Origin of the sequence: Paenibacillus phytorum (assembly GCF_013141715.1) — a bacterium.
Classification (GTDB): Bacteria; Bacillota; Bacilli; order Paenibacillales; family NBRC-103111; genus Paenibacillus_E; species Paenibacillus_E phytorum.
Map to the genome: position 1 here is coordinate 53,887 of NZ_WHOA01000246.1, position 22,799 is coordinate 76,685.

Consider the following 22,799-nt stretch of genomic DNA (forward strand, 5'->3'; position numbering starts at 1 on the left):
TTTCGAAAGCATAATGGTGAGAAATATGTATAAGATTATCATTGCGGATGACGAAGACAACGTAAGAGAGGGAATAAGAGATAGTCTAAACTGGGATGAGCTGGGATTTGAGGTCGTTGGCGACTTTGAAAATGGTCGTGATGTGCTCCAATCCCTTGAACAACTTCAACCTGATGTCGTTTTAACGGATATCAACATGCCCTTGGTGGATGGTTTAGAAGTGACACGCTTTCTCTTTGAACATTATCCCCAGACCAAAATCATTATTCTTACGGGTTACGATGAGTTTGAATACGCTCAGCAAGCCTTGAAGATGAAGGTGCATGATTATATATTGAAGCCGAATACGGCTGATGAATTATCTCAAATTCTCTCTAAAGTAAAGTCGGATCTTGATGATGAGAATCGTAAGGTGGAGGATTTAAGCAAGCTTAAGCAGCAGCTTAGAGAGAGTTTGCCTCTCGTAAGAGAGAGGTTCTTGAATCAGTTGGTTACAGGCGAACGACGAGAAAGTAAGCTTGAGGATAAGCTTGCCTATTTGGATATTGATTTATCGGGAAGCTATTATTTAGTCGCAGTGATTGATGTAGATGATCATGGAGAACTGCAAAGATTTTATCCCGAAAGCGAGAGCGAATTGCTATATTTTGCAGTATGTAACATTAGTGGGGAAATTTTTACAAGAAAAAAGATGGGAATCGTGTTCCAAAACAATAATGAAAAAACAATTGTCATTCTCTTTGGCGAGAATAGGGAAACGCTCCGTGAAGAGGTAGTGCAAATTTTCGAAGAGATCAATCGATCGGTAAGAGAGTATCTGAAGTTTACAGTGTCTATTGGTGTGGGAGATATTTGCGCTTCATTAAACAAAATTCATCATTCTCATAAAAGGGCTTCAATTGCTCTTGATTATCGCTTTTTTCTTGGAAAGAATCGGATCATACATTTCGGGGACATTGAAGGGGAAATAGGTGAGAGCATTCCTTACGATAAACATTGGGAAAGGAAACTCGCTACTTCCTTAAAATCAGGAACGCAGCAAGAAATAGAATTGATCGTTGAGAAAATTATTGAAAATTTTAAGGAATCCTATCTGCCAATGGATCGTTGTTATATTCACATACAGCAAATCATCGTCTCGATTTTGGACGTTCTGGATGAGCTTGAGATTCGAGAAACACTGCATAGCTCATCTTCAAACCCATTGACCGAAATTTACGGGTTAAAAACACTGGATGAAGTTGAAGGTTGGCTGAAAAATTATTGTTTGCATACCACGGATTCTATCCTCGAAACAAGAAACAACTTTTGCAAGATGCAAGCTTTGAAAGCGGAAGAATATATAAAGGGAAATTATGCGGATGAGAAAATTTCCATGGATATGGTTTGTAAGTATCTGGTTCTAAGCACAAGTTACTTTAGCCTAATTTTTAAAAACCATACCGGAGAAACCTTCATAAGTTATCTTACTCGGATTCGTGTGGAAAAGGCGAAAGAATTGCTTAAATGTACGGATTTGAAGACTTACGAAATCGCAAATCGTATAGGCTATGTTGACCCCCATTATTTCAATTTAATTTTCAAAAAAGCGACGGGAATGACCCCGACTGTATATCGCAGAATGGTGTAAAGGGGCGTAAACATGGTAAGAAATCGAATCAAGCACTTTTTTCGTTTCAAAAGTATTCAGTCAACCATTGCTGTCGCTTTTTCATGTTTAATTGTGGTCACGATTACGGTTATTGCTTATATGTCTTATCATCTTTCCACAGATGCAGTGAAAAAAAATTCACGCGATTATACCTATCAGCTTATGGGACAAGTGAGCTCCAATATGGATAGTTACATCAATTATATGGACAATATTTCGCGAATGGTTCTTTCCAATTATGATATCAAAGAGTACCTCTTGAAGCAGGTATATCTTGGTGCAATTGGTAAGGAAGACTTGAAACAGAAAATATCTTTTCAGCTGAATACTGTATTGAATACAAGAAAGGATATTTCGTCGATTCTTATATTTGGTACAAATGGGGAGATTATTCCTTACAATGAAAATATTAAACTAAATCCACAAGTGGATTTGGCGGAACAAAGCTGGTATAAGAAGGCAATTGAAGCGAAGGGGAAAGTCGTTATCTCTTCTTCACATGTACAGAATATGATTCTTAATGACTATAATTCAGTGATATCCTTAAGTCGTGAACTGAGTAGTGATGTCGGAGATGAAAAGCTTGGCGTTCTGCTTGTAGACTTGAACTATAGTGTCATCAACGATATTTGCAACAAGATTAAACTTGGAAATAGGGGATATGTTTTCATTGTGGATGCAAATGGGAACATTGTTTATCACCCGGAGCAGCAAATGATTAACAACAATCAGAAAATTGAATTGATCTCTGAAGTTATGCGTACGCCTGGCAGCAACTTTGTGACTTCAGAAGGTAAAAATAGCCGGATGTACACGATTAAAACATCGCAAAGCACCGGATGGAAAATTGTCGGTGTCACTTATGTGGACGAATTAGTCTCCAACAAGAATGAGTTGCAAATGTATACTTTTTTTGGAGGTATAGGATTTCTTATCATCGTAGTATTGCTCTCTATTATTCTATCCTTACGTATTTCGAGGCCCATTAAAAATCTTGAAAGCTCGATGAAAGAGGTAGAGAAGGGAAATTTCGACATTCAGGTTAATATTCAAAGTTCGAATGAAATCGGGCACTTAAGTAATCGATTTAATCGAATGACGACAGAGATCAAAGAACTGATGCTGCAAAATGTGAAGGAGCAGGAGTTAAAAAGGAAGAGCGAGTTGCAGGTGTTACAAGCTCAGATTAATCCTCATTTTCTATATAATACGTTGGATTCAATTATATGGATGGCAGAGACTGGAAAGTCGAAAGAGGTTATTCTTATGACAGCTTCCTTAGCTAAGTTATTCCGTTTAAGCATAAGTAAAGGACAAGAAACCCTTTCTATTTTTAACGAAATCGAGCATATCAAAAATTATTTGACGATCCAGAAAATGCGATACAAATCTAAATTGGATTTTGAAATCAATGTGGATAAGAGTATCCTTCCCTATAAGGTGATCAAGATTATCTTGCAGCCCCTGGTAGAAAATGCCATTTACCACGGAATAAGAAATAATGCGGGGAAAGGTCATATTCAAATTACTGGGATACGTAAGGGGAACAGCGTTCTTCTCCAGGTCATCGATAATGGAATCGGGATGACGCAGGAGGAGACCCAAAACATGTACCATAAAGATCGTACGTCTGCGAAAGGGAGTGGTATCGGCGTACAAAATGTGGATCAAAGAATCAAGCTCCATTTTGGTGATCAATATGGCCTGCATTTTGAAAGTGAATTAGGGAGAGGAACGACTGTTAATGTTTGGCTACCAATCATAGAATAGAAGTAAATAAATATAGCCCCAGCCTGATTCATAACAGGCCGGGGCTTTTTTGTTCAGTAGAAAAATTTCAACAGTTGCAAGAGAATTTTCTATTATTTTTAATTTTGATCGAAGGTATGATGAAGACACAGTAAAACAACCATCCACTCGTTTAAGGAGGTGAGGATTCTTTTGGTAAGTGATTAAAGACCATTATTTATATCTTCATTTGGGGGATTTAACACCAGACTTATTTTTTAAAAAATCACAAAAAATTTGGAGGAAATTGAATATGAAAAACATGAGAATTTTCTTATTACTATTTGTTGTATTTGCACTTACTGCTTGCGGTAAAGCAGCGGAAACAAAACCCGCAGCGGCGACTGGGGCGCCAGCAGAAACAGCTAGCGCAGCTAAAGCAGCAGATCCAGCACCAAAGAAAAAGGTAGTTATTGGTTTGACCGTACAAAACTTAAGCAATCCTTTCTTCGTAGCCATGTCCAAAGGTGCAGCTGAAGCTGCTAAGAAACACGGTGGTGAAGTTATCGCAGTTAGTGCTGAAGATAACTTGGCTACACAAACTGCTCAAATCGAAGATTTTATTACTAAAAAAGTAAGTATGATTATTCTAAGTTCCGTAGATACCAAAGGTATTGCAGCAGCAGTGGGTCAAGCCAAAGCAGCAGGCATCCCAATCATCTCCGTCGATACCATTTCTGAAGGTGGCGTTAATGCGAGTGTGACTTCCGATAACGTTCAAGCAGGAAAAATAGCAGGTGAATATTTGGTTAAACGCTTGAATGGGAAAGGAAATATTGCCGTATTGGATGGTCCTCCTGTATCCGCAGTTACTGATCGTATTGCAGGATTTAAAGAAGCGCTCAAAGCAGCTCCGGACATTAAAATTGTTGCGAATCAAAATGGTAACGGTAATCGTGAAACATCGCTTGCTAAGATGGAGACCATCTTACAAGCAAACGGTAAAGGACAAATCGATGCCGTATTTGCAATTAATGATCCAACAGGTATTGGCGCCAAAATTGCTGCAGAGCAAGCCGGTCGCGACAAGGAAATGTTTATCGTTGGTGTGGATGGATCTCCGGATGCAGTAACTACACTTAAAGAAAACAAAAGCTATGTTGGAAGCTCAGCACAAAATCCTTTTAATATGATTACAATTGCAGTTGAAACGGCATTTAAAGTTCTTGCTGGTGAAAAAGTAGAACCATTAATTAAACTTCCAACTGATTTCATTACTACAGAAAACGTTAAAGACTATAAAGGCTGGTAATATTGAATCATTATTACGATGTGGTACCTGCAAGCGGGTACCGCATCGTAATTATTCAGTCTTCTATCATTGATATAAACTAATAATATGGTGGGAGTGAGAACATGGAAGCTGTGCAAGCGGAAGTTGAAAAAAACATTTTCTCTAAATCGTCGTCACAAGTGTTAAGCATGCGAGCGATCTCCAAGTCTTTCTCAGGGGTTACCGTATTAAAAAACATAAACATCGATCTGTACAAAGGTGAAGTACATGCTTTAATGGGAGAGAACGGTGCCGGTAAGTCAACGCTTATGAAGATTATGGCAGGGATATACCGTCCAGATAAAGGCCAGATCATGTATCGAGGCAAATCAATTAAATGGCATAATGCCATGGAAGCGCGTGAGAAAGGCATCAGTGTCATTCATCAAGAGCTTAATCTTTCTCCGAATATAACCATAGGTGAGAACGTATTAATGGGAACCAAATTCCCGAAAAATAAGTTCGGTATGGTGGACTGGAAGAAAGTTCACGAACGAGCCCATTTTCTATTACAATCAATCGGATCTGAATTGGATCCAAGATCATATGTCTCAACTTTAAGTGTTGCCCAACAACAAATGGTGGAAATCGCGAGAGCCCTATCAATAGAAGCAGAAGTTCTAGTGATGGATGAACCAACAGCTTCGTTAACACACAAAGAAATAGATAAGCTGTTTATTATTATTAATGAACTCAAACAAAAAGGTGTTGCGATTGTTTACATTTCACATCGTATGGATGAAATTTTTAAAATTTCTGATCGTTGTACCATTTTGCGTGATGGAGAGTGGATTACAACGATTCCTATAGCCGAAACCAATCCGGAGCATCTCGTTAAGACAATGGTTGGCCGTGAATTAAACGATTTATTTCAAAAACCACCTTCACATACGAGCTGGATTAAAGATAAAACGCCGGTTTTAGAGGTTAAAGCTTTATCTGATAACAAAAGTGTAAAGGATATTTCGCTAGAGGTGCATTCAGGAGAAATTGTTGGGATTTCAGGATTGGTAGGGGCTGGAAGAACAGAATTAGTCAGAGCGATCTTTGGTTTGTCAGAAATAACAGCAGGTGAAATTCTGATTAACGGTCAACCGGTGAAAATCTCTTCTCCTGAGGATGCTATCCGATATGGTATTGCTCATGTTCCGGAAAGTCGTAAGGAACAGGGATTATTCCTGAATATGTCTGTCAAAGAAAATATTATGATGGCTGAGATGTATAAATATCGAAAAGCAGCCCTCTTAGATTGGTCGCAAATAAGCAATGAAGCTGACAGGTATATAGGAGAATTAGGCATTAAAACGGTAAACAAAGAACAAAAGGTGGTCAGCTTAAGCGGAGGAAATCAGCAAAAAGCGTTGCTTGCGCGTTGGTTATCTATCCAGCCTAAAGTGCTTTTGTTAGATGAACCGACAAGAGGTGTTGATATTGGCGCCAAAACCGAAATTCATAAAGTTATTTGTAAATTAGCCAAAAACGGTCTTGCTGTGTTAGTCATTTCCTCTGAGCTGCCAGAAATATTAGCGCTGAGTGATCGTATACTGGTTATGCATGAGGGTAAATTACGGGCAAACCTTGGGCGCGAAGACGCGACACAAGAAAAGATCATGTATTATGCAACGGGGGAGATCAAATGAGCGCTAGAATAGAAGCAATCGTTAATAAAAAACATAATGTTGGATTGTCCATGAGAAAAATTTGGAATCAACTTGGCATGTTAATTGTGTTAGTTGCTATTTGTATCATACTCGCTATTTTTGCACCTAATTTCACGGATACGGGGAATATTCTCAATATATTAAAACAATCATCCGTTAACGGAATTCTTGCGGCGGGTATGACATTAGTTATTCTGACGGGCGGGATTGATTTATCTGTGGGATCGACTATCGCACTTTCGGGCGTTATTTCTGTATTGCTTTCAAAACAAGGAATTAACCCTTTTATTTCCATGTTCGCTGGGATTGCGGTGGGATATGCAGCAGGCTGGATCAATGGTTTTCTGACTGCAAGAACTAAACTTCCATCCTTTATTGTTACATTAGGCAGTATGACTTATATAAGAGGCGCTGCTTTTGTGATTAGCGGGGGATTACCTACCATATTGGCTTCGGAACCGTTTAAGTTTATTGGATCAGGGAAGATACTATCGGTTCCAACACCCATATATATTATGCTCAGTGTATATATTGTTATGTTTATCGTACTTAAATACACGATGTTTGGCAGACATATCTATGCGATTGGGGGAAATGAAGAGGCAGCGAGATTAACAGGCATTAAGATCGAAAAGACTTTGATTAATGTATACGCGATTAGTGGTTTATGTGCTGGATTAGCTGGCGTAGTTCTTGCAGGGCGTTTAATTTCCGGTCAGCCGAATGCTGGAAGCATGGCCGAGCTTGATGCCATTGCTGCCGTTGTACTCGGCGGTACGAGCCTAGCTGGGGGAATTGGCCGAATTCAGATGACCATTATTGGTGTGTTAATTTTGGGTGTAATAAGAAACGGATTGACACTTTTAAATGTTAGCTTCTTTTGGCAAACCGTTATAACAGGTGTTGTTATCGTACTTGCGGTGCTATTGGATCGTTTGCGCAGCGATAAGTAAGAGGAAGGGCTGTTAATATGGTGAAATTTCGTTTCAAAAGCATACGTACCCGCACAATAGTCACAATTCTACCATGGTTAATTTTATCCATGTTTGTGTTGTCTGCGTTAAGTTACAGTTATTCTAAAAATATCATCAATGCAGAAATCCAAGATAAAATGGAATATCAATTAAGCTCAACGATCAACAATATGCAAACCCTATTAACAGCGCACAGTAAAATACCTGAAAGCTTAGCACGCACGATTGAACCTGTAGGCGACAAGATTGATAAAGGCAAATATTTTCAAATTATTCAAGGTTTGTTGTCCACCAACCCGGATACCTTTGGAGTTGGGATTTGGTATGAGCCCTATCAATATAAAAATTATTTGCAATATTACAGTTCCTATGCCTACTGGGATAACGGTCGCATTTTATTTTCCAATGATTATGATACGAAAGAATATAATTATCCCGAAAAAGATTGGTATCTACTTGGTAAAAACACAAAGGAAACAGTGGTATGGACGGATCCGTTTTTTGATAAAACCTCCAATGCTATGATTTTAACAACGGCAGTTCCTTTTTATAATAACAATAAATTTCAAGGCGTTGTTACAGCCAACATCAATTTGACCAACTTACAGGAGAAAATTTCAAACATTCATGTCGGAAAAAATGGATGGGCATTTTTGTTGGATCGTAATGGGAACTTTATTGCTAATAAATCAGGAGGAGCTTTACCAGAGGGTAAACAGTTATTTTATAGTCTCCCTTATATTAATAGTTGTATTGATATGTTTTGTTGTCATGATCATTTATTTCTACAGTTTATACATTACCAATAACATTAAGAAAGTTAATATTCTTTCTCAATCGATGTCAAGCGGGGATTTAACCCAGACTATACCTGTAAAAACGGTCGATGAATTTGGCCAAATGGGCACAAATCTAAATACAATGGCAAGTAACTTGAAGTCCATTTTATTGCAAGTATCTGAAAGTGCGAAAAGCGTATCTGAAACGTCTGTTCTTTTATCCAATAATGCGGAACAATCCGCGAAAGCAACAGAAGAAATTGCACAATCGATTCAAGAAGTAGCGGGTGGTACGCATACTCAACTTTCATTAACCGATGAAGCTGTTGAAGAAACAACAGACATGTTTGTGAATATTAAAAAAGTTACGCAACGAATTGAACTTGCAAGCCAATCAGCAAAGGACGCGCTGCAAAAGGCCATTGAAGGAAAAGCGGGTATTGCGGAAGCAATCAATCAGATCAATTTGATTTCACGAAACTCACTCCATTCGGTTGGAATAGTCCGCCAGTTAGAAGAGAAGTCCAAAAAGATCAATCATATTATGACCTTACTATCCACAATTGCCAAGCAAACGAAAACGCTCGCTTTAAATGCAGGTATTATTGCAGCCCAAGCAGGAGCAAATGGAAAAACTTTTTCTGTGATCTCTCGTGAAATTTGTCTTTTTGCTGAAAATTCAACGAAATCGAATCAGGAGATCGATACACTAGTAACTGAGATTCAGGAGGATATCTCGAAAGCAGTAAAAGCCATGAAAGATGGAGATTCTAATGTTCAAGAAGGGAAGCTGCTTACGAAAAAGGCAGGGGATTCCTTCACGAATATCCTTCAATTAGTCGAAGGGGTTTCTGGGCAATCCGACGAAATGACGAATGAAATAAAGATGATTCAAATGAATACACATAAAATGGTTGAAAACATGGAGATAGTCTCTAACTTGTATGGAAATTCAGCAAGTTCAACCAACCACATATCGGCCACAACAGAAGAACAGACAGCGGCAATCCAAGAAGTTGCTTCTTATTCCAACGAATTAGCCCATATGGCTAAGGTCTTACAACAATCTGTGGCTTCATTTAAACTCAAGTAATTCGTATTTATCGGAACAAGGCCAAACGTTTATGAAGGACCAATTCCATTTTATTTCTGCGTTTAAAAATATAGAGACGGACCGTTCAGGACCACTCGTGGACGATATTATTCGTTACACAAAGGAAAAGAAAACGTTGTCCTGGAACTGGTTTAAATTTCCTTCGAGGGCAAGAGAAGAGTTCGGCTATGCCATGCAAGCTTATGTAGGCAAACAGCTTAACCGCGATCAATTACTGCAGGAGCTCCAAAAGTCCTGGAAAAAGGCTGAGCAGAAATAATTAACTATTTAGATTCATAACCCTTTCGCCTCTGATGCTTTTTATCAAGGCGGTAAGGGTTATTTTGTGTTTGGGATCGAGTATCCCCGTCTGCAAGAATCAATATAAGCCTGTAAATCTATCAATGTACGACATGTTCTTAACTTTTTCTTTGCTTTAAACTACTAATTGTGGAGAGAAAAAAACAAAAAGTAGACAAGGAGTTGTTAGATTATGAACATCAAAAAATTTGTTAAACGAGCAACAACAGTAAGCTTGACTACAGCAATGCTGGTAGGGGGTGGAGCTCAAGCATTTGCGAAAGAAAAAGACAATGTGGATTACAATGAACAATATGGTTTTTCCCACATTACACGCTCTGATATGCTGAAAATTCCTGAACAACAAAAGAGTACACAATTTCAAGCACCTAAATTCGATCCATCAACAATAAAAAATCTTGCTTCGGCAAAAGGTTATGATGAGCAGGGCAACTTGATCGATATCGATGTTTGGGATAGCTGGCCGCTGCAAAACGCTGATGGAACAGTAGCAAATTATAATGGCTACAATATCGTTTTTGCTTTAGCAGGAGACCCTAAAAGAGGATGGGACACATTTGTCTACATGTTCTATCAAAAAGTAGGCGATACTTCCATTGATAGCTGGAAAAATGCGGGCAGAGTATTTAAGGATAGCGATAAATTCGTTCCTAACGATCCATTTCTCAAATATCAAGCAGAAGAATGGTCAGGCTCCGCAACCTTAACATCGGATGGAAAAGTTCGTTTATTCTATACAGATCGTCAGGGTTGGGACCCCAATCACGGGTTCTATGGCAAACAAACCTTAACAACGGCTCAAGTCAATGTATCTCAACCAGATAAAAGTGCGCTGAAAATTGATGGCGTCGAGGATCTCAAATCGATTTTTGATGGCGGAGACGGCAAAATCTATCAAAACGTTATGCAAGGAATCGAAGCGGAGAACTATTCGGATAATCATACATTAAGAGACCCTCACTATGTGGAAGACAACGGTCATAAATACCTTGTTTTCGAAGCCAACACAGGAACGGAAGTTGGTTACCAAGGAGAGGCATCGCTCTTCAACAAAGCTTTCTACGGCGGAAACAAGCAATTCTTCCAGGAAGAAAAAAATAAATTGCTGCAAGGTCCTAAAAAACGTGCTGCTGAGTTAGCGAATGGCGCATTGGGTATTATTGAATTGAACGACGATTATACGTTGAAAAAAGTCATGAAACCATTAATTGCATCAAACACAGTAACAGATGAAATCGAACGTGCCAACGTATTTAAAATGAATGGCAAATGGTATTTGTTCACAGATTCCAGGGGTTCCAAAATGACGATGGATGGAATCGGCGGGAATGATGTCTACATGTTAGGTTATGTGTCCGATTCCTTAACAGGAACATACAAACCGTTAAATGACAGCGGACTTGTATTAAACATGAATCTTGATCCTAAGGATCTTACATGGACTTATTCTCACTTTGCAGTACCGCAAGCTGACGGTAAAAATGTGGTTATCACAAGTTACATGACAAACAGAGGTTTATATGCAGACCACAAATCTACCTTTGCGCCGAGTTTCTTGCTGAACATTAATGGTTCAAAAACTTCGGTTGTGGGTGATAGTATCCTTGCACAAGGGCAATTAACGATTGACACGAAGAAGAAAAACGAAAAATAATGCAAGCATCCTCAATAAAGCAAAGAAAATGCCGATGTAAATCGGTGTTTTCTTTTTTTTCAAAAAGGAATAAGCAGCAACAAAGCGCGGAGGTGTCAACTTGAACTATACAACAAATCAAAAGAAAGCAGCAAAACGAATAGGTGTAGTCATGATTTGTTTCATTATTTTAATGACGATAGGATTAGTGGTTCATTATTCAGATAGCAATAAGAAGAACGAAACCATCGATTCCGTTATGCCATCGTATCGAGCTAGCTATCATTTCACTACGCCCGACAAATGGAAAAACGACCCTCAGCGGCCGATTTATTTGGATGGAAAGTATCATTACTATTATCTCTATAATCATGATTATCCGAACGGAAATGGAACCGAATGGCGGCATGCGACATCAACGGATTTGGTGCATTGGAAAGATGAAGGGGTGGCCATTCCTAAATATACAACCAGTAATGGCGATCCATGGAGCGGATCAGTCGTTGTGGACGAGAATAATACAGCAGGCTTTGGAAAAGAAGCGCTTGTCGCGATTGTGACACAGCCGTCTGCAGAAGGCGGGAAGCAGGAACAATATCTGTGGTACAGTACGGACAAAGGAAAAACGTTTTCTTCTTATCGTGACGATCCCATTATTCCGAATCCGGGCACTAAAGATTTTAGAGACCCAAAAATCATCTGGGATCATCAGATTAATAAATGGGTGATGGCAATGGCGGAAGGGACGAAGATTGGTTTTTATGAGTCTCCGAATTTAAAAGATTGGCAATATACAAGTGGTTTTATGACAGAAAATATCGGAATTGTGGAGTGTCCTGATCTTTATTTGATGCGTGCGAATGACGGGATCTATAAATGGATTCTTGGTGTCAGCGCAAATGGTAAGTCGGCAGGTCAACCAAACACTTACGCCTATTGGACAGGACACTTTAATGGAAAGGAATTTTCCCCTGATCAAAGTGACCCTCAGTGGTTAGATTACGGCTTTGATTGGTATGGTGCTGTCACGTTTGAAGAAGGGAAAGACAGCGATAAATACAATCATCGGTATGCTTTAGCTTGGATGAATAATTGGGATTATCCCCATAATACGCCAACCCTTCAAGAAGGGTTTAACGGAACGGATTCGATTGTTCGTCAAATTAACTTAAAACATGATGACGATACGTATCGTTTGGTTTCACAACCCATTGAAGCATTGAATCAATTGACAAATACAACGGATTCGTTGAAACAAATAGAGGTTAATGGCTCTAAAACTCTTCATGTAAGAGGCGATGCGTACCAGCTTGAGACAGATATATCGTGGTCAGAGATCAAAAATGTAGGATTAAGACTTCGAGAATCAACAGACAAAAACCGCCATGTAGATGTAGGTGTTTTTGCAGAGGGAGGGTACTCTTATGTCAATAGAGCTTTTACAGGGCAGCCCGACAAGAGTGGTAAATATGTTGAAAGTAGAGCACCCTTTGATGTGAGTAAGAAGAACGTTCACTTAAAGATACTCGTCGATAAAACAAGCATTGAAGTCTTTATGGATGATGGAACCATCGTTTTTTCCAATGAAATTTTCCCGGAATTAACCGATCAAGGGATTACCCTTTTTTCGGAAGGCGGCACGGCGATCTTTAAAAATGTTGTAATCAAGCACTTCAACAAGACAAATGTATAACTTCATACTTCATTTTGAACTGGTAATCAGAATTAATTTAGCCCCAATGCAGACCGAGGATCCGAAGGTTCAAAGTTTCTGCTTTGGGAAAACAAGGGCAATGAACACAACTTCTATGATTACCGCAAAATAATAGGCATTTGTTTGACTAGTTGTTGAGCGCCCTAATTTACTGTAAATCTTTGAAGTATTCCCCTCGTTTCAATGCATCTACAAACTGTTGCAGCCATTCGTAATATTTGTGCCCATGTCTGAGCTTATGCAGATCTTGTAGAGCAAGCTTCCTTTCCTCGTCAGATATATGCTCGTCAAGTATTAATTCCGTTAGTTCGGGAAGTGCGTTTTTAATGGCATCTGTCATCACATCGATTTCACGTTGAAGCTTCATGGTAAAGAAGTTTTGAAAGGCAAGAAAAAAGTCAACCTCCGCAACGTACAATTCTTTACGCTCCTGCTTCTCCTCCAATTTCTTAACCATTTGAGATTCTAAAAGCGCTCTGACTGCGTAACTCATATTGCTTTTACTCATATTCATTTCTATTTTCATCTCATCAAGCGTCATCGGGCGATTCTCAAAAAACATGATCCCGTACAATTGGCCGGATGAATGGGTAGCACCGTATAAATCCATCGTTTGCGCCATAGCTTCAATCAAATTCTTCCTTATTGTTAACCTTTGTTCTGATTTTTGATCGTGGGACATTGCCAGATTCACTTCCCTTTATTCGTTGTTGAGAATTTATGTTCAATATTTTTTGTATTTACTTTCACTATTATATCAAAAAGTTGGTTTAGTAAGCGAGTAGAAAAATAGGGGGCATTTACAAAACATTTAGATAGAGTTAACAGTCATTTTACACATTAAATTCGAAATAAGTGTACAATATTTTTTGTACAGAAGTGGGAAAGAGGAGAATGAGGGATTGGAAAATTATAGAATTAAGGAAAAATTGAATCTTGTTATGCTGAATTAAACTCTCTAAAACTATCATTTCGCCATAGGCGTAAAAAGGAGACTAACGATGAAAATCAATTGGAAATCGATGGCAGCTATGTTAATGGTCACAGGTTTATTAGCGGGATGCGGTACGGCGAAACCACAGGAAGCTGCTTCAACAGGCAGTCCGAGCACAGCACCTACAGCTGCATCCAGTAAGCCAGCAGAAATCAACGTATATTCAGCCATGGAAGATGAACAAATAAAAACTTACCTGACTTCCTTCAAGTCACAATATCCGAATATCAAAGTGAACATTGTTCGCGATTCAACAGGAATTATGACAGCAAAGTTGATTGCAGAGAAAGAAAATCCTCAAGCGGATGTCATTTGGGGATTAGCGGCAACAAGTCTCCTCGTCATGGATGACCAAAAAATGCTGGAGGCGTATGCGCCCAAAGGTGTCGATCGGGTACTGCCTGAATTCAAAGATAAAGCAAGTATTCCGAAATGGGTAGGCATTGACATCTGGGAGACTGCCATCATTGTCAATAAGGTTGAGCTGGAAAAACGTAAATTGGCTATCCCCCAATCCTACGAGGATTTAATTAAACCCGAATATAAAGGATTGATTGCTATGCCGCATCCGGCATCATCCGGTACGGGCTACTTAACTGTTAATGCACTTAACCAACTTTACAAAGATAAAGCATCGGACTACATGGACAAGCTGCATGAAAACATGATGGTGTATACACACTCTGGTTCCAAACCAGCGAAAATGGCATCTTCAGGCGAGGCTCCAATCGGTATCTCTTACGGGTACAGCGGTATTTTGGAAAAGAAAAAAGGGGCTCCGGTTGAAGTTATTTTCCCTAAAGAAGGTTCTGGTTGGGATATGGAAGCCAATGCACTTGTGAAAAAGAAGGAGATTAAGCCAGAAGCTAAATTGTTCTTGGATTGGGCGATCAGTGATGAGCCTATGAAAGAGTACAATAAGAACTATGCCATTTTGAGCATTAAGCAAGAAGGAAATAAAATTCCTGAAGGCTATACGAAAGATCCAGTGGCTCAATTAGCCAAGATTGACTTGTACCAAGCCGCTAGAGACCGTGAAGCTGTACTAACGGATTGGGAGAAAAAATACGGTTCCAAGGCAGAGCCGAAAAAGTAAAATGTTCGGAGTGAAAGTATATGAAAAGGATGCTGTTAAGGTTAAGGCATCCTTTCTATATTGGAATCGATATCGCATTTTAGTTCAAAGGGGCATTTGTAATGAAATCAGGTTATTTATCGCTACGGAACCTTTCCAAGCAATTTGGGAAGCAAACAGCACTGCAGGACATTCAATTAGATATCAACAAACACGAGTTCATCTGCTTGCTTGGGCCGAGCGGTTGTGGCAAAACAACCCTGCTGCGAATCTTGGCTGGACTAGAAAAAGCGGACCGAGGCATTTTGACCCTTGCAGGCAAGGATATTACTGCGTTACCGGCAGGTAAACGGAATTTCGGAATGATGTTTCAATCCTATGCATTATTTCCTAATCTATCGGTTAGTGAGAATATTGCTTACGGTCTTCGGGATCGGCTATCCAAAGCTCAAATTGCCGATCGTGTGGATGAACTGCTTGGATTAGTGGAACTTGACGAGCAGCGCCATAAAGTTCCCGCTCAATTATCAGGAGGCCAGCAGCAAAGGGTTGCACTCGCACGAGCGCTTGCCTTTTCACCTGATTGTCTCCTCTTGGATGAGCCGTTATCTGCATTAGATGCCAAGGTTCGTGTTAAGCTGCGGCGTGAAATCTGCCGTCTCCACGAAAAGTTCGGCATGACGACAGTTATGGTGACGCACGATCAGGAGGAAGCCTTAACAATGGCTGATCGTATTGTCGTCATGAACCGGTCAAGAATTATTCAGGTAGGAACACCAAATGAAGTGTATGAACAGCCCAACAGTCCGTTTGTTGCAGATTTTATCGGTGCAGTTAGTTTTATTGAAACGGCGAAGGATAGTCAAGACAATGGGATGCTTGCCATTCGTCCGGAGCATGTCCATCTAGTTCGAGAAGGTCATGAAAAAGGCAAACCAGCCATTGTCCGGGAACTTGAATACCGTGGGACTCATTATCGTTTGGTCGTAGAGCTATTGGATCAACAGGACACTTCGCTTCATCAGTTCGTTACGATGGATGTGCCAGCGCAAGCGATGATGGGCTTTGGTGTTAAGCTTAATCAGAAGATTAGCTTTACCCTTCCTCCTGAGCATATCATCCGGTTTGACTCTGTGGCGGAACTTTCGGTGGTATAAGGAGATTGTGGTTATGGACATGTGGTTAAAAAGATTGCGACCGAATACGAACACATGGAGTCAAAATATCGTTATTTTGATGATGACACTCGCTTTACTGTTTGCGATCCTGCTCCCGCTTGCGGAGCTCGCAATCAAAGCCATCACCAATCAAGATGGAGATTTCATAGGTCTTTCTAATTTCACGAAATATTTCTCGACCCCGGCATTGGTCAATTCATTATGGAATTCCATCAAGGTTTCATCTATAGCGACTTTCATTGCAGTGACACTTGGATTCGGATTTGCCTATGCGCTGGAGAGAAGCGGAATCCGATTTAAATGGTTATTCCGATCGGTTGCCTTGCTGCCGTTATTTGCTCCCTCCATGCTTCACGGTTTAGCGCTGATTTATTTGTTTGGCAATCAAGGGCTTATCTCCACCGGCTTCTTCGGGGTGCTGCCTGAATTCCGTATTGAGCTTTATGGACCGGTCGGCATCGTCTTTTCCGAAGTTTTATATACGTTCCCTCAAGCATTTCTGATGCTGTCCGTAGCCCTGGCAAGCTCCGATTATCGTTTGTATGAAGCGGCGGAAACACTCGGGGCCTCCAAATGGCGTGTGTTTTGGACGGTCACCATACCAGGAGTCAAATTTGCTTTGATAAGCGCTATTTTCGTTTGTTTTGTTCTGACGTTTACAGATTTCGGGGCCCCAAAAGTCGTAGGTGGACAATATAATGTTCTTGCCACAGATTTGTACAAGCAAGTCATTGGTCAACAAAATATGCAAATGGGATCAGCTGTAGGGGTTTTACTGCTTATTCCTGCCATTATTTCATTTGTCATTGATCGAATTTCTGTGCGAAAACAGAGCGGGTGGCTCAGTGCAAAGTCAACCCCCTATCGGATTGAGAAAAGTAAGCTGCGAGACGTTATGTACTACGTGTTTTGCTCCCTTTTGTCAGCTGTCATACTCAGCATCATTCTCGTTGCAATCTATGGGTCTTTAGTAAGAGTTTGGCCTTATAACTTACAGTTTTCTTTCGCTCATTACGACGGTTTTTTGGAAGGAACAGGACCTTTCGTTAACAGCTTGGTCATATCCGTAGGTACCGCCTTGATCGGCACGATAGTTACATTTATGTTTGCTTATCTGATTGAGAAGTCTAAAGGGTTTCTGTTCTTGCGTAATGCTGCGTATTTCCTTTCGATGCTTCCGCTCGCGCTGCCTGGTTTAGTGCTGGGTTTGATTTATGTATTCTTCTTTAACAATCCGAATCAACCCTTGCATGGGTTGTATGGAACCATATGGATTGTAATCCTATGCAACATTGTTCATTTTTACTCGGTTTCCTTTTTAACGATGACATCGTCTCTTAAAAAGCTAGATAGCGAGTTCGAGGCTGCTTCGGAATCGATGAATGTACCCTGGTATCGGACGCTGCTCCGGGTCACGTTACCGATGTCGCTGCCGACGATTGTAGAGATTTTTGTTTACTTTTTCATCAATAGCATGGTTACGGTGTCGGCGATCATCTTTCTGTATGCACCTGACTTAAAACCTGCTGCTGTAGCGATTGTTAATATGGAAGATTCCGGAGATATTGCCCCGGCGGCGGCCATGTCAACGTTAATCATACTGACCAATTTGATTGTTCGAACGCTCGTCATGCTAGTCTCAGGGAGATTGCGTCGGAAGACAGAAGCGCTCTTGGTCAGGAAAGAGGGGTAGATTTGAAATGACTGAATTAATTATCAACAACAACCGCTTTCCTGTTAAAGGTATATTATTCGATAAGGATGGTACGCTGCTGAATTTTATAGGTCTATGGGGCAGTTGGAGCGAATCGCTATACCGCCATTATTCTAATCAAATAGCAGGTAACGTAAACCAGGGAACGATCGACCACATCTCAGATTTATGGGGGACAGTTCATGACTCTACGGGGAAAATCACTGATTACAGCCGAAACGGTCCTTTGGCTATGGGATCTATAGGAGACTTGTTGGCTATTTTGACTTGGCAAGGCTATCGTCTGGGGCTTCCTTGGAGTGAATCTATGCGATTTGCAAGAGAAAGTAAGCGATTGGCAGACGAAGAAATGGAACACGTACGCCCTGCTTATCCTTTACCGGGCGCCATTGACTTTATTAAACAATGCTGCGAACAAGGATTGTCTCTCGGTATCGTTACGGCGGATGAGACGCTTGATGCCGTGAAACATTTAGAATGGATGGGAATCCGGCAGTTTTTTAAGGTGATTATCGGAAACGACCTGGTAGAGCAAGGGAAGCCATTTCCCGAAATGGTAGATAGGGCTTGCTTGGAACTTGGTTTATTACCACACCAAGTTGCGCTAATAGGAGATACCAACAGTGATATGCAGATGGGCAATTCAGCAGGAGTTGCCGTAACGATTGGACACATGAGTGAGGGAAATCCAGTTTTAAAAGAGCAATGGTTGAAAGATGCGAATGTAGTCATCTCTACCTATTCAGAGCTTCGCTTGGAGGCATCCATAGATGAAGGTTGAGAGTGGTTGGGGATGGGTATTTCTAGCACTCGCCATCCTGTTTGAATTATCGGGTACAACGTCGATGAAGCTTTCCGCGGGATTTACAAAACTATTGCCTTCGGTACTCATGTTTATTTTATACGGCTGCAGCTTTACCCTGCTTAACTTTGCACTTACTTATATTGAAGTTGGTGTTGCTTACGCCATTTGGTCCGGCGTCGGTATTGTTCTCATTACCTTGGTAGGTTACTTGCTTTTCAAAGAATCATTCAATATGAATCAAGCGATGTGGATGACGCTCATTGTGATTGGTGTTATTGGGCTGAAAGTAAGCAGCAAAGCTAATTGAATCAACTAGAAATCATGCAGGATGAGACCATTTTTTTGGGGGTGGTGCTTACGGGTTGTCTCTGAGTAAAGGACGTTAATCGGGACACTAATGGCGATATGCAAAAAAGCGTATCCACAGGATTTTACGAGCTTTTTGAACAGATCCTTAAAAAACTAAAGTATGGAGGTTTTCTGTAGTGAAAAGAATTATATCCTGTACCCTCGCATCAATGATGTTAATCGGTACGTTATCAAACACCGCAGTAAATGCAGAGAATGACGTATTAGATGCCAACCCCCTTATGGCATCAATTAAATTCGATAATAATTTAAAGGACGATGCAAATCAAGGGAATTCGTTGATAGCACATGGAAATTATAGTTTTGTAGACGGTGTATTACCCGGGACCAAAGCTCTGCACCTAGAAAGCGGAAACGGCAATTATGTCGGTACGACGCAAAGCTTGAATGTTGGTGATGAAAGTTTTACCACATCCTTCTGGTATAAGGGCGACACTAAGAATAATCAGGTCATATTATCGAACAAGGATTTTAGTAAGGGTTCTAACGCAGGCTGGGCGATTTATACATCAGTCAATTCGGTCAATATGAATTTAGGATTCCCGGCCGCATCCGTAAATTTTGGCCGCGACACGTTTAATGCTTCCACTTGGCGTTACGTGACATTTGTTGTAGACAGAGATAAAATGCTCGGGTCGTTATATATTGATGGTTACGAAATGGCTGAAACTTCGCTGGGGCTCGGATCTTTAGATACATCGAACCCATTAAACATAGGCAGCGACGGAGTAGGCGGCAATGGTAGTAATTCATTCGATATCGCTGATCTGAAGGTTTGGAAAGGTGTATTAAGCAGTAATGTAGTTCAAGCTAATTATAATAATTACGGTCTAAATAAAGTAGATATGAACGCACTTAACGACGCAATATCAAAAGCAAATACACTAGTAGCAGGCGGTCTCGGCAACGGCTTCAGCCAAACCGATTTTGATTATTTGAAAAAGGTTTTTAATATGGCAACTTCGGTTGCAACAACGCAAAAAGTAAAATTATATACACAGGAAACCATCAATTATAACGAACGTGAACTAAACAACGCCATATTCATCTATGAAAAAAGCAATAAAACATTAACTCCCGCCGATTTAAATATGATTGATCAAAGCGACCCGGAAATCGCTGGTAGTGCAATCAATACGCGCGTGGAAGAAGATTATAGAAAAGCCCTGAAAGTATTCCCGCAGGCCGACGTAATGGTGCAGCCTGGCGACATTACCGGCGGTAACAATGCCAATGAATATGTGTGGATGGGTAATCTTACAAAAGTATACGATAAACTTAAAGCTGAGGGCTTATTTAACACTACGAAGTTATATATAGTAAAAGGCAACCATGATATGAACGGTACCGAAAACTTAATACCTGTCGGTACGGCGGGCGCGTGGAACGAATCAACGAATTCGTACAATAACGATTTCTATAACAGTGCTTATAGGGTAAAGATAAAAGGATATAATTTGATTGGTTTTGATGCAAATATTAACAGCAGTAGCACGGTGGGAAAAGCCAAAGATTACCTCAACCAAATTAAAAGTGAAGCGGATTATGATCCAACAAAACCCATATTTGCAATGTCTCACTACCCGGTAAGCGGAACCGTGTGGGGATCGGCATGGAGCAGCGGTGCAAGTAATAATTTCGGTAAATTTATTGCCGACAATAATTTTTCGCAGGTGTTTTATATGTCAGGTCATACGCAATATGACCCGACCGACGAACGTTCTCTCTATCAAGGTGCGGCTTCGTTTCTCGATTCCGGTGGTTCGAACTATTCCAGTTATCAAGATGACGGTCCGTTCGGCGGATATATAGAAGGCTCGTATGGAAGCTATCATACAACACCTCGCATCTCAAATTTCATAGAGGTTTACGGTACAAAATTGATCCTCAAGCAGTATAATTTAGCTACAGATGAATTTGTAAGCATACCTCGTGTAGTCAACATTGGCGAAGGCAAAGATGCCTTTAGCTATAGTAAGAAAGATATAAGAGATCTCATAGCTCCGCAGTTTGATGAGGGCATTAAGATCGATTCCTTCAATAACAATGAAGTTGCTTTTACAATAAAGCAAGCAAATGACAATGTGCGCAATTTGGAATATAATATTCAGCTTATCAACAAGATCACGGGGAAAGTGGACAAATCGTTTAACAGCCTTTCGTATCCGATGGACAAACCATTCGATGAGTACAGGAAATATAAGTTTACAGGTTTGACGCCGAATACTCCATATATAATCAGGGTATTCGCCGACGATTCCATGTATAACCGTTCGTCGGAGGACATTGACCTTAAGATTAACACTGGTAATTTAAACAGCATCACTGCGCCTGCTGACATAACAGGGGTGGCATTCGGATCGGCGAAGACAGCGGACGCCCTTAGATTGCCAGGGACAGTATCCTTGGTTACTGATGAAGGCGTTGGGAATGCCAATGTGACATGGAATGTAGATGCTTCAAACTATGATCCCACTGTAATGACTGTACAGACCTTCACTGTAAATGGAACTGTAACGTTGCCAACTGGGGTGGCAAATCCCAATAACGTGCCCTTGACAACAAGCATTAGCGTAACTGTTAATAAGATCATTCAGTCGGCAACGGCGACAAGCGAAGAAACAGCCGGTGAAAATGATAGTGCCTCCATGGCGATTGACGGGAACCCACAGACGATTTGGCATACAAAGTGGAATAAATCTGACGTTCTCCCTCAATCGATTACCTTAAAACTTGGAACAACTTTCGCAATCGATAAAGTCGCATATTTACCAAGGCCATCAGGCAGCAACGGAATTATTACAGGTTATAACGTATTTGTAAGTAAGGATGGAGTGACCTTTACTAAAGTTGCAAGCGGAACTTGGGCAAACGACAATGCGGAGAAAGTGGTAACTTTTGATCCGACAGATGCATTATATGTTAAGCTCGAAGCAACGGCGGGTGTTAACGGCTGGGCATCGGCTGCGGAGATTAATGTCTTTGAAGTTGAACATCAACCGCCAACGACAACGGACAATGCGCCAAGCGGCTGGGTCAATCAAGATGTCACTGTAACCTTAAGCGCGAGCGATAACGAATCGGGTGTAGCCAATACTTACTACATCGTAGACGATGGTGCTGAGCAAACGGGAACGACCGTCGTATTGTCGGAAGAAGGCGTGCATAAGCTTGTATATTGGAGTGTAGACAAAGCAGGCAACGTGGAACGGGCACATACAGTATCCGTTAGCATCGACAAGACAGCTCCGTCGATCGCAGTGTCCGTACCGGGAGATAACAGTATTTATAAAGATTCCGTGGAATTGACGCCTCAGATTGCATGGACGGATTACTTGTCGGGTGTGGACAGCAGCAAGACGACGGTGACGCTGGATACGTATTCTTACCAAATCGGAACGGCGATCCCGCTTTATAAGTTGCCGCTCGGTCAGCATACCCTTATTGTTACCTCCAGCGACATGGCCGGCAATGTCGGAAGCAAGACCGTTCACTTCCAGACGGTGGCCAGCATTGATTCCTTGAAGGCGCTGGTAACAAGCTTTGCCGATGCCAAATGGATCGATAATGCGGGAATTGCCAACAGCCTGCAGGCTAAATTAGCGAACAACAATTTGAAGAGCTTTGTGAACGAGGTGGAGGCGCAAAGCGGGAAACACATTTCAAGCGAAGCGGCAACCTATTTGCTGCGAGACGCTCAATATTTATTGACACAAAAGTAGAACATTATTTAATCACATTTGGATGATCGGTAATGAAACGGGGGGGAGATCAATT

Annotated in this window: 17 protein-coding genes; 16 read left to right on the forward strand and 1 reads right to left on the reverse strand. The window is 40.8% G+C overall.

Annotation, left to right across the window (positions count from 1 at the left end):
• Window positions 1–25: 25 nt before the first annotated feature.
• From GC098_RS36650 to levB, 10 genes are all read left to right on the forward strand, one after another.
• Window positions 26–1,630 carry a response regulator gene (locus tag GC098_RS36650; RefSeq protein ID WP_216625558.1) on the forward strand — a complete coding sequence of 535 codons (1,605 nt, stop codon included), beginning with the start codon at window positions 26–28 and terminating at the stop codon, window positions 1,628–1,630.
• 12 nt (window positions 1,631–1,642) lie between these two features.
• Window positions 1,643–3,421 (forward strand): sensor histidine kinase family protein, encoded by a 1,779-nt coding sequence (locus tag GC098_RS36655; protein WP_171649254.1) that lies wholly within the window; start codon window positions 1,643–1,645, stop codon window positions 3,419–3,421.
• Between the two features lie 178 nt (window positions 3,422–3,599).
• Window positions 3,600–4,691 (forward strand): substrate-binding domain-containing protein, encoded by a 1,092-nt coding sequence (locus GC098_RS36660; protein ID WP_312880574.1) that lies wholly within the window; start codon window positions 3,600–3,602, stop codon window positions 4,689–4,691.
• 104 nt (window positions 4,692–4,795) lie between these two features.
• Window positions 4,796–6,352: a sugar ABC transporter ATP-binding protein gene (locus GC098_RS36665; protein ID WP_171649255.1), complete on the forward strand. Its 1,557-nt coding sequence runs from the start codon at window positions 4,796–4,798 to the stop codon at window positions 6,350–6,352.
• A gap of 50 nt (window positions 6,353–6,402) precedes the next feature.
• The gene (locus tag GC098_RS36670; protein WP_246359169.1) at window positions 6,403–7,326 is read left to right on the forward strand and encodes an ABC transporter permease; all 924 of its coding nucleotides are present in this window, start codon (window positions 6,403–6,405) and stop codon (window positions 7,324–7,326) included.
• A gap of 17 nt (window positions 7,327–7,343) precedes the next feature.
• On the forward strand, window positions 7,344–8,156 hold the full coding sequence (locus GC098_RS36675; RefSeq protein WP_171649257.1) for a PDC sensor domain-containing protein: 813 nt from the start codon (window positions 7,344–7,346) through the stop codon (window positions 8,154–8,156).
• Between the two features lie 31 nt (window positions 8,157–8,187).
• Window positions 8,188–9,219 (forward strand): methyl-accepting chemotaxis protein, encoded by a 1,032-nt coding sequence (locus GC098_RS36680; protein ID WP_246359170.1) that lies wholly within the window; start codon window positions 8,188–8,190, stop codon window positions 9,217–9,219.
• Window positions 9,220–9,250: 31 nt separating this feature from the next.
• Window positions 9,251–9,499: a hypothetical protein gene (locus GC098_RS36685; protein WP_171649259.1), complete on the forward strand. Its 249-nt coding sequence runs from the start codon at window positions 9,251–9,253 to the stop codon at window positions 9,497–9,499.
• A gap of 213 nt (window positions 9,500–9,712) precedes the next feature.
• On the forward strand, window positions 9,713–11,194 hold the full coding sequence (gene sacB / locus GC098_RS36690; RefSeq protein ID WP_171649260.1) for a levansucrase: 1,482 nt from the start codon (window positions 9,713–9,715) through the stop codon (window positions 11,192–11,194).
• Window positions 11,195–11,345: 151 nt separating this feature from the next.
• The gene (levB, locus tag GC098_RS36695; protein ID WP_171649275.1) at window positions 11,346–12,866 is read left to right on the forward strand and encodes a 2,6-beta-fructan 6-levanbiohydrolase; all 1,521 of its coding nucleotides are present in this window, start codon (window positions 11,346–11,348) and stop codon (window positions 12,864–12,866) included.
• Between the two features lie 169 nt (window positions 12,867–13,035).
• Here the strand turns inward: levB and GC098_RS36700 are convergent, their stop codons facing one another.
• Entirely contained in the window at window positions 13,036–13,569 is a 534-nt protein-coding gene (locus GC098_RS36700; protein ID WP_171649261.1) for a GbsR/MarR family transcriptional regulator, read from the reverse strand.
• A gap of 319 nt (window positions 13,570–13,888) precedes the next feature.
• Here GC098_RS36700 and GC098_RS36705 point away from each other — a divergent pair, with 319 nt between their 5' ends.
• The 6 genes from GC098_RS36705 (at window position 13,889) to GC098_RS36730 (ending at window position 22,744) form a co-directional block, all read left to right on the forward strand.
• Window positions 13,889–14,977 (forward strand): putative 2-aminoethylphosphonate ABC transporter substrate-binding protein, encoded by a 1,089-nt coding sequence (locus GC098_RS36705; protein WP_171649262.1) that lies wholly within the window; start codon window positions 13,889–13,891, stop codon window positions 14,975–14,977.
• Between the two features lie 101 nt (window positions 14,978–15,078).
• Window positions 15,079–16,113 carry an ABC transporter ATP-binding protein gene (locus tag GC098_RS36710; protein WP_171649263.1) on the forward strand — a complete coding sequence of 345 codons (1,035 nt, stop codon included), beginning with the start codon at window positions 15,079–15,081 and terminating at the stop codon, window positions 16,111–16,113.
• A gap of 13 nt (window positions 16,114–16,126) precedes the next feature.
• Window positions 16,127–17,827: a putative 2-aminoethylphosphonate ABC transporter permease subunit gene (locus tag GC098_RS36715; RefSeq protein ID WP_171649264.1), complete on the forward strand. Its 1,701-nt coding sequence runs from the start codon at window positions 16,127–16,129 to the stop codon at window positions 17,825–17,827.
• Window positions 17,828–17,834: 7 nt separating this feature from the next.
• The gene (locus tag GC098_RS36720; protein WP_171649265.1) at window positions 17,835–18,629 is read left to right on the forward strand and encodes an HAD family hydrolase; all 795 of its coding nucleotides are present in this window, start codon (window positions 17,835–17,837) and stop codon (window positions 18,627–18,629) included.
• Window positions 18,619–18,960: a DMT family transporter gene (locus tag GC098_RS36725; protein WP_171649266.1), complete on the forward strand. Its 342-nt coding sequence runs from the start codon at window positions 18,619–18,621 to the stop codon at window positions 18,958–18,960. The genes GC098_RS36720 and GC098_RS36725 overlap by 11 nt, the downstream gene beginning before the upstream one ends.
• 178 nt (window positions 18,961–19,138) lie before the next feature.
• Window positions 19,139–22,744, forward strand: a complete 3,606-nt coding sequence (locus tag GC098_RS36730; protein WP_171649267.1) for a discoidin domain-containing protein — start codon at window positions 19,139–19,141, stop codon at window positions 22,742–22,744.
• Window positions 22,745–22,799 lie beyond the last annotated feature (55 nt).

Coding starts and splice junctions, on each gene's coding strand:
- GC098_RS36715 (WP_171649264.1), top strand. CDS start 16,127: ATGGACATGTGGTTAAAAAGATTGCGACCGAATACGAACACATGGAGT.
- GC098_RS36675 (WP_171649257.1), top strand. CDS start 7,344: ATGGTGAAATTTCGTTTCAAAAGCATACGTACCCGCACAATAGTCACA.
- GC098_RS36725 (WP_171649266.1), top strand. CDS start 18,619: ATGAAGGTTGAGAGTGGTTGGGGATGGGTATTTCTAGCACTCGCCATC.
- GC098_RS36650 (WP_216625558.1), top strand. CDS start 26: ATGTATAAGATTATCATTGCGGATGACGAAGACAACGTAAGAGAGGGA.
- GC098_RS36710 (WP_171649263.1), top strand. CDS start 15,079: ATGAAATCAGGTTATTTATCGCTACGGAACCTTTCCAAGCAATTTGGG.
- GC098_RS36685 (WP_171649259.1), top strand. CDS start 9,251: ATGAAGGACCAATTCCATTTTATTTCTGCGTTTAAAAATATAGAGACG.
- GC098_RS36665 (WP_171649255.1), top strand. CDS start 4,796: ATGGAAGCTGTGCAAGCGGAAGTTGAAAAAAACATTTTCTCTAAATCG.
- sacB (WP_171649260.1), top strand. CDS start 9,713: ATGAACATCAAAAAATTTGTTAAACGAGCAACAACAGTAAGCTTGACT.
- GC098_RS36700 (WP_171649261.1), bottom strand. CDS start 13,569: ATGTCCCACGATCAAAAATCAGAACAAAGGTTAACAATAAGGAAGAAT.
- GC098_RS36670 (WP_246359169.1), top strand. CDS start 6,403: ATGAGAAAAATTTGGAATCAACTTGGCATGTTAATTGTGTTAGTTGCT.
- GC098_RS36655 (WP_171649254.1), top strand. CDS start 1,643: ATGGTAAGAAATCGAATCAAGCACTTTTTTCGTTTCAAAAGTATTCAG.
- GC098_RS36680 (WP_246359170.1), top strand. CDS start 8,188: ATGTCAAGCGGGGATTTAACCCAGACTATACCTGTAAAAACGGTCGAT.
- levB (WP_171649275.1), top strand. CDS start 11,346: ATGATTTGTTTCATTATTTTAATGACGATAGGATTAGTGGTTCATTAT.
- GC098_RS36705 (WP_171649262.1), top strand. CDS start 13,889: ATGAAAATCAATTGGAAATCGATGGCAGCTATGTTAATGGTCACAGGT.
- GC098_RS36720 (WP_171649265.1), top strand. CDS start 17,835: ATGACTGAATTAATTATCAACAACAACCGCTTTCCTGTTAAAGGTATA.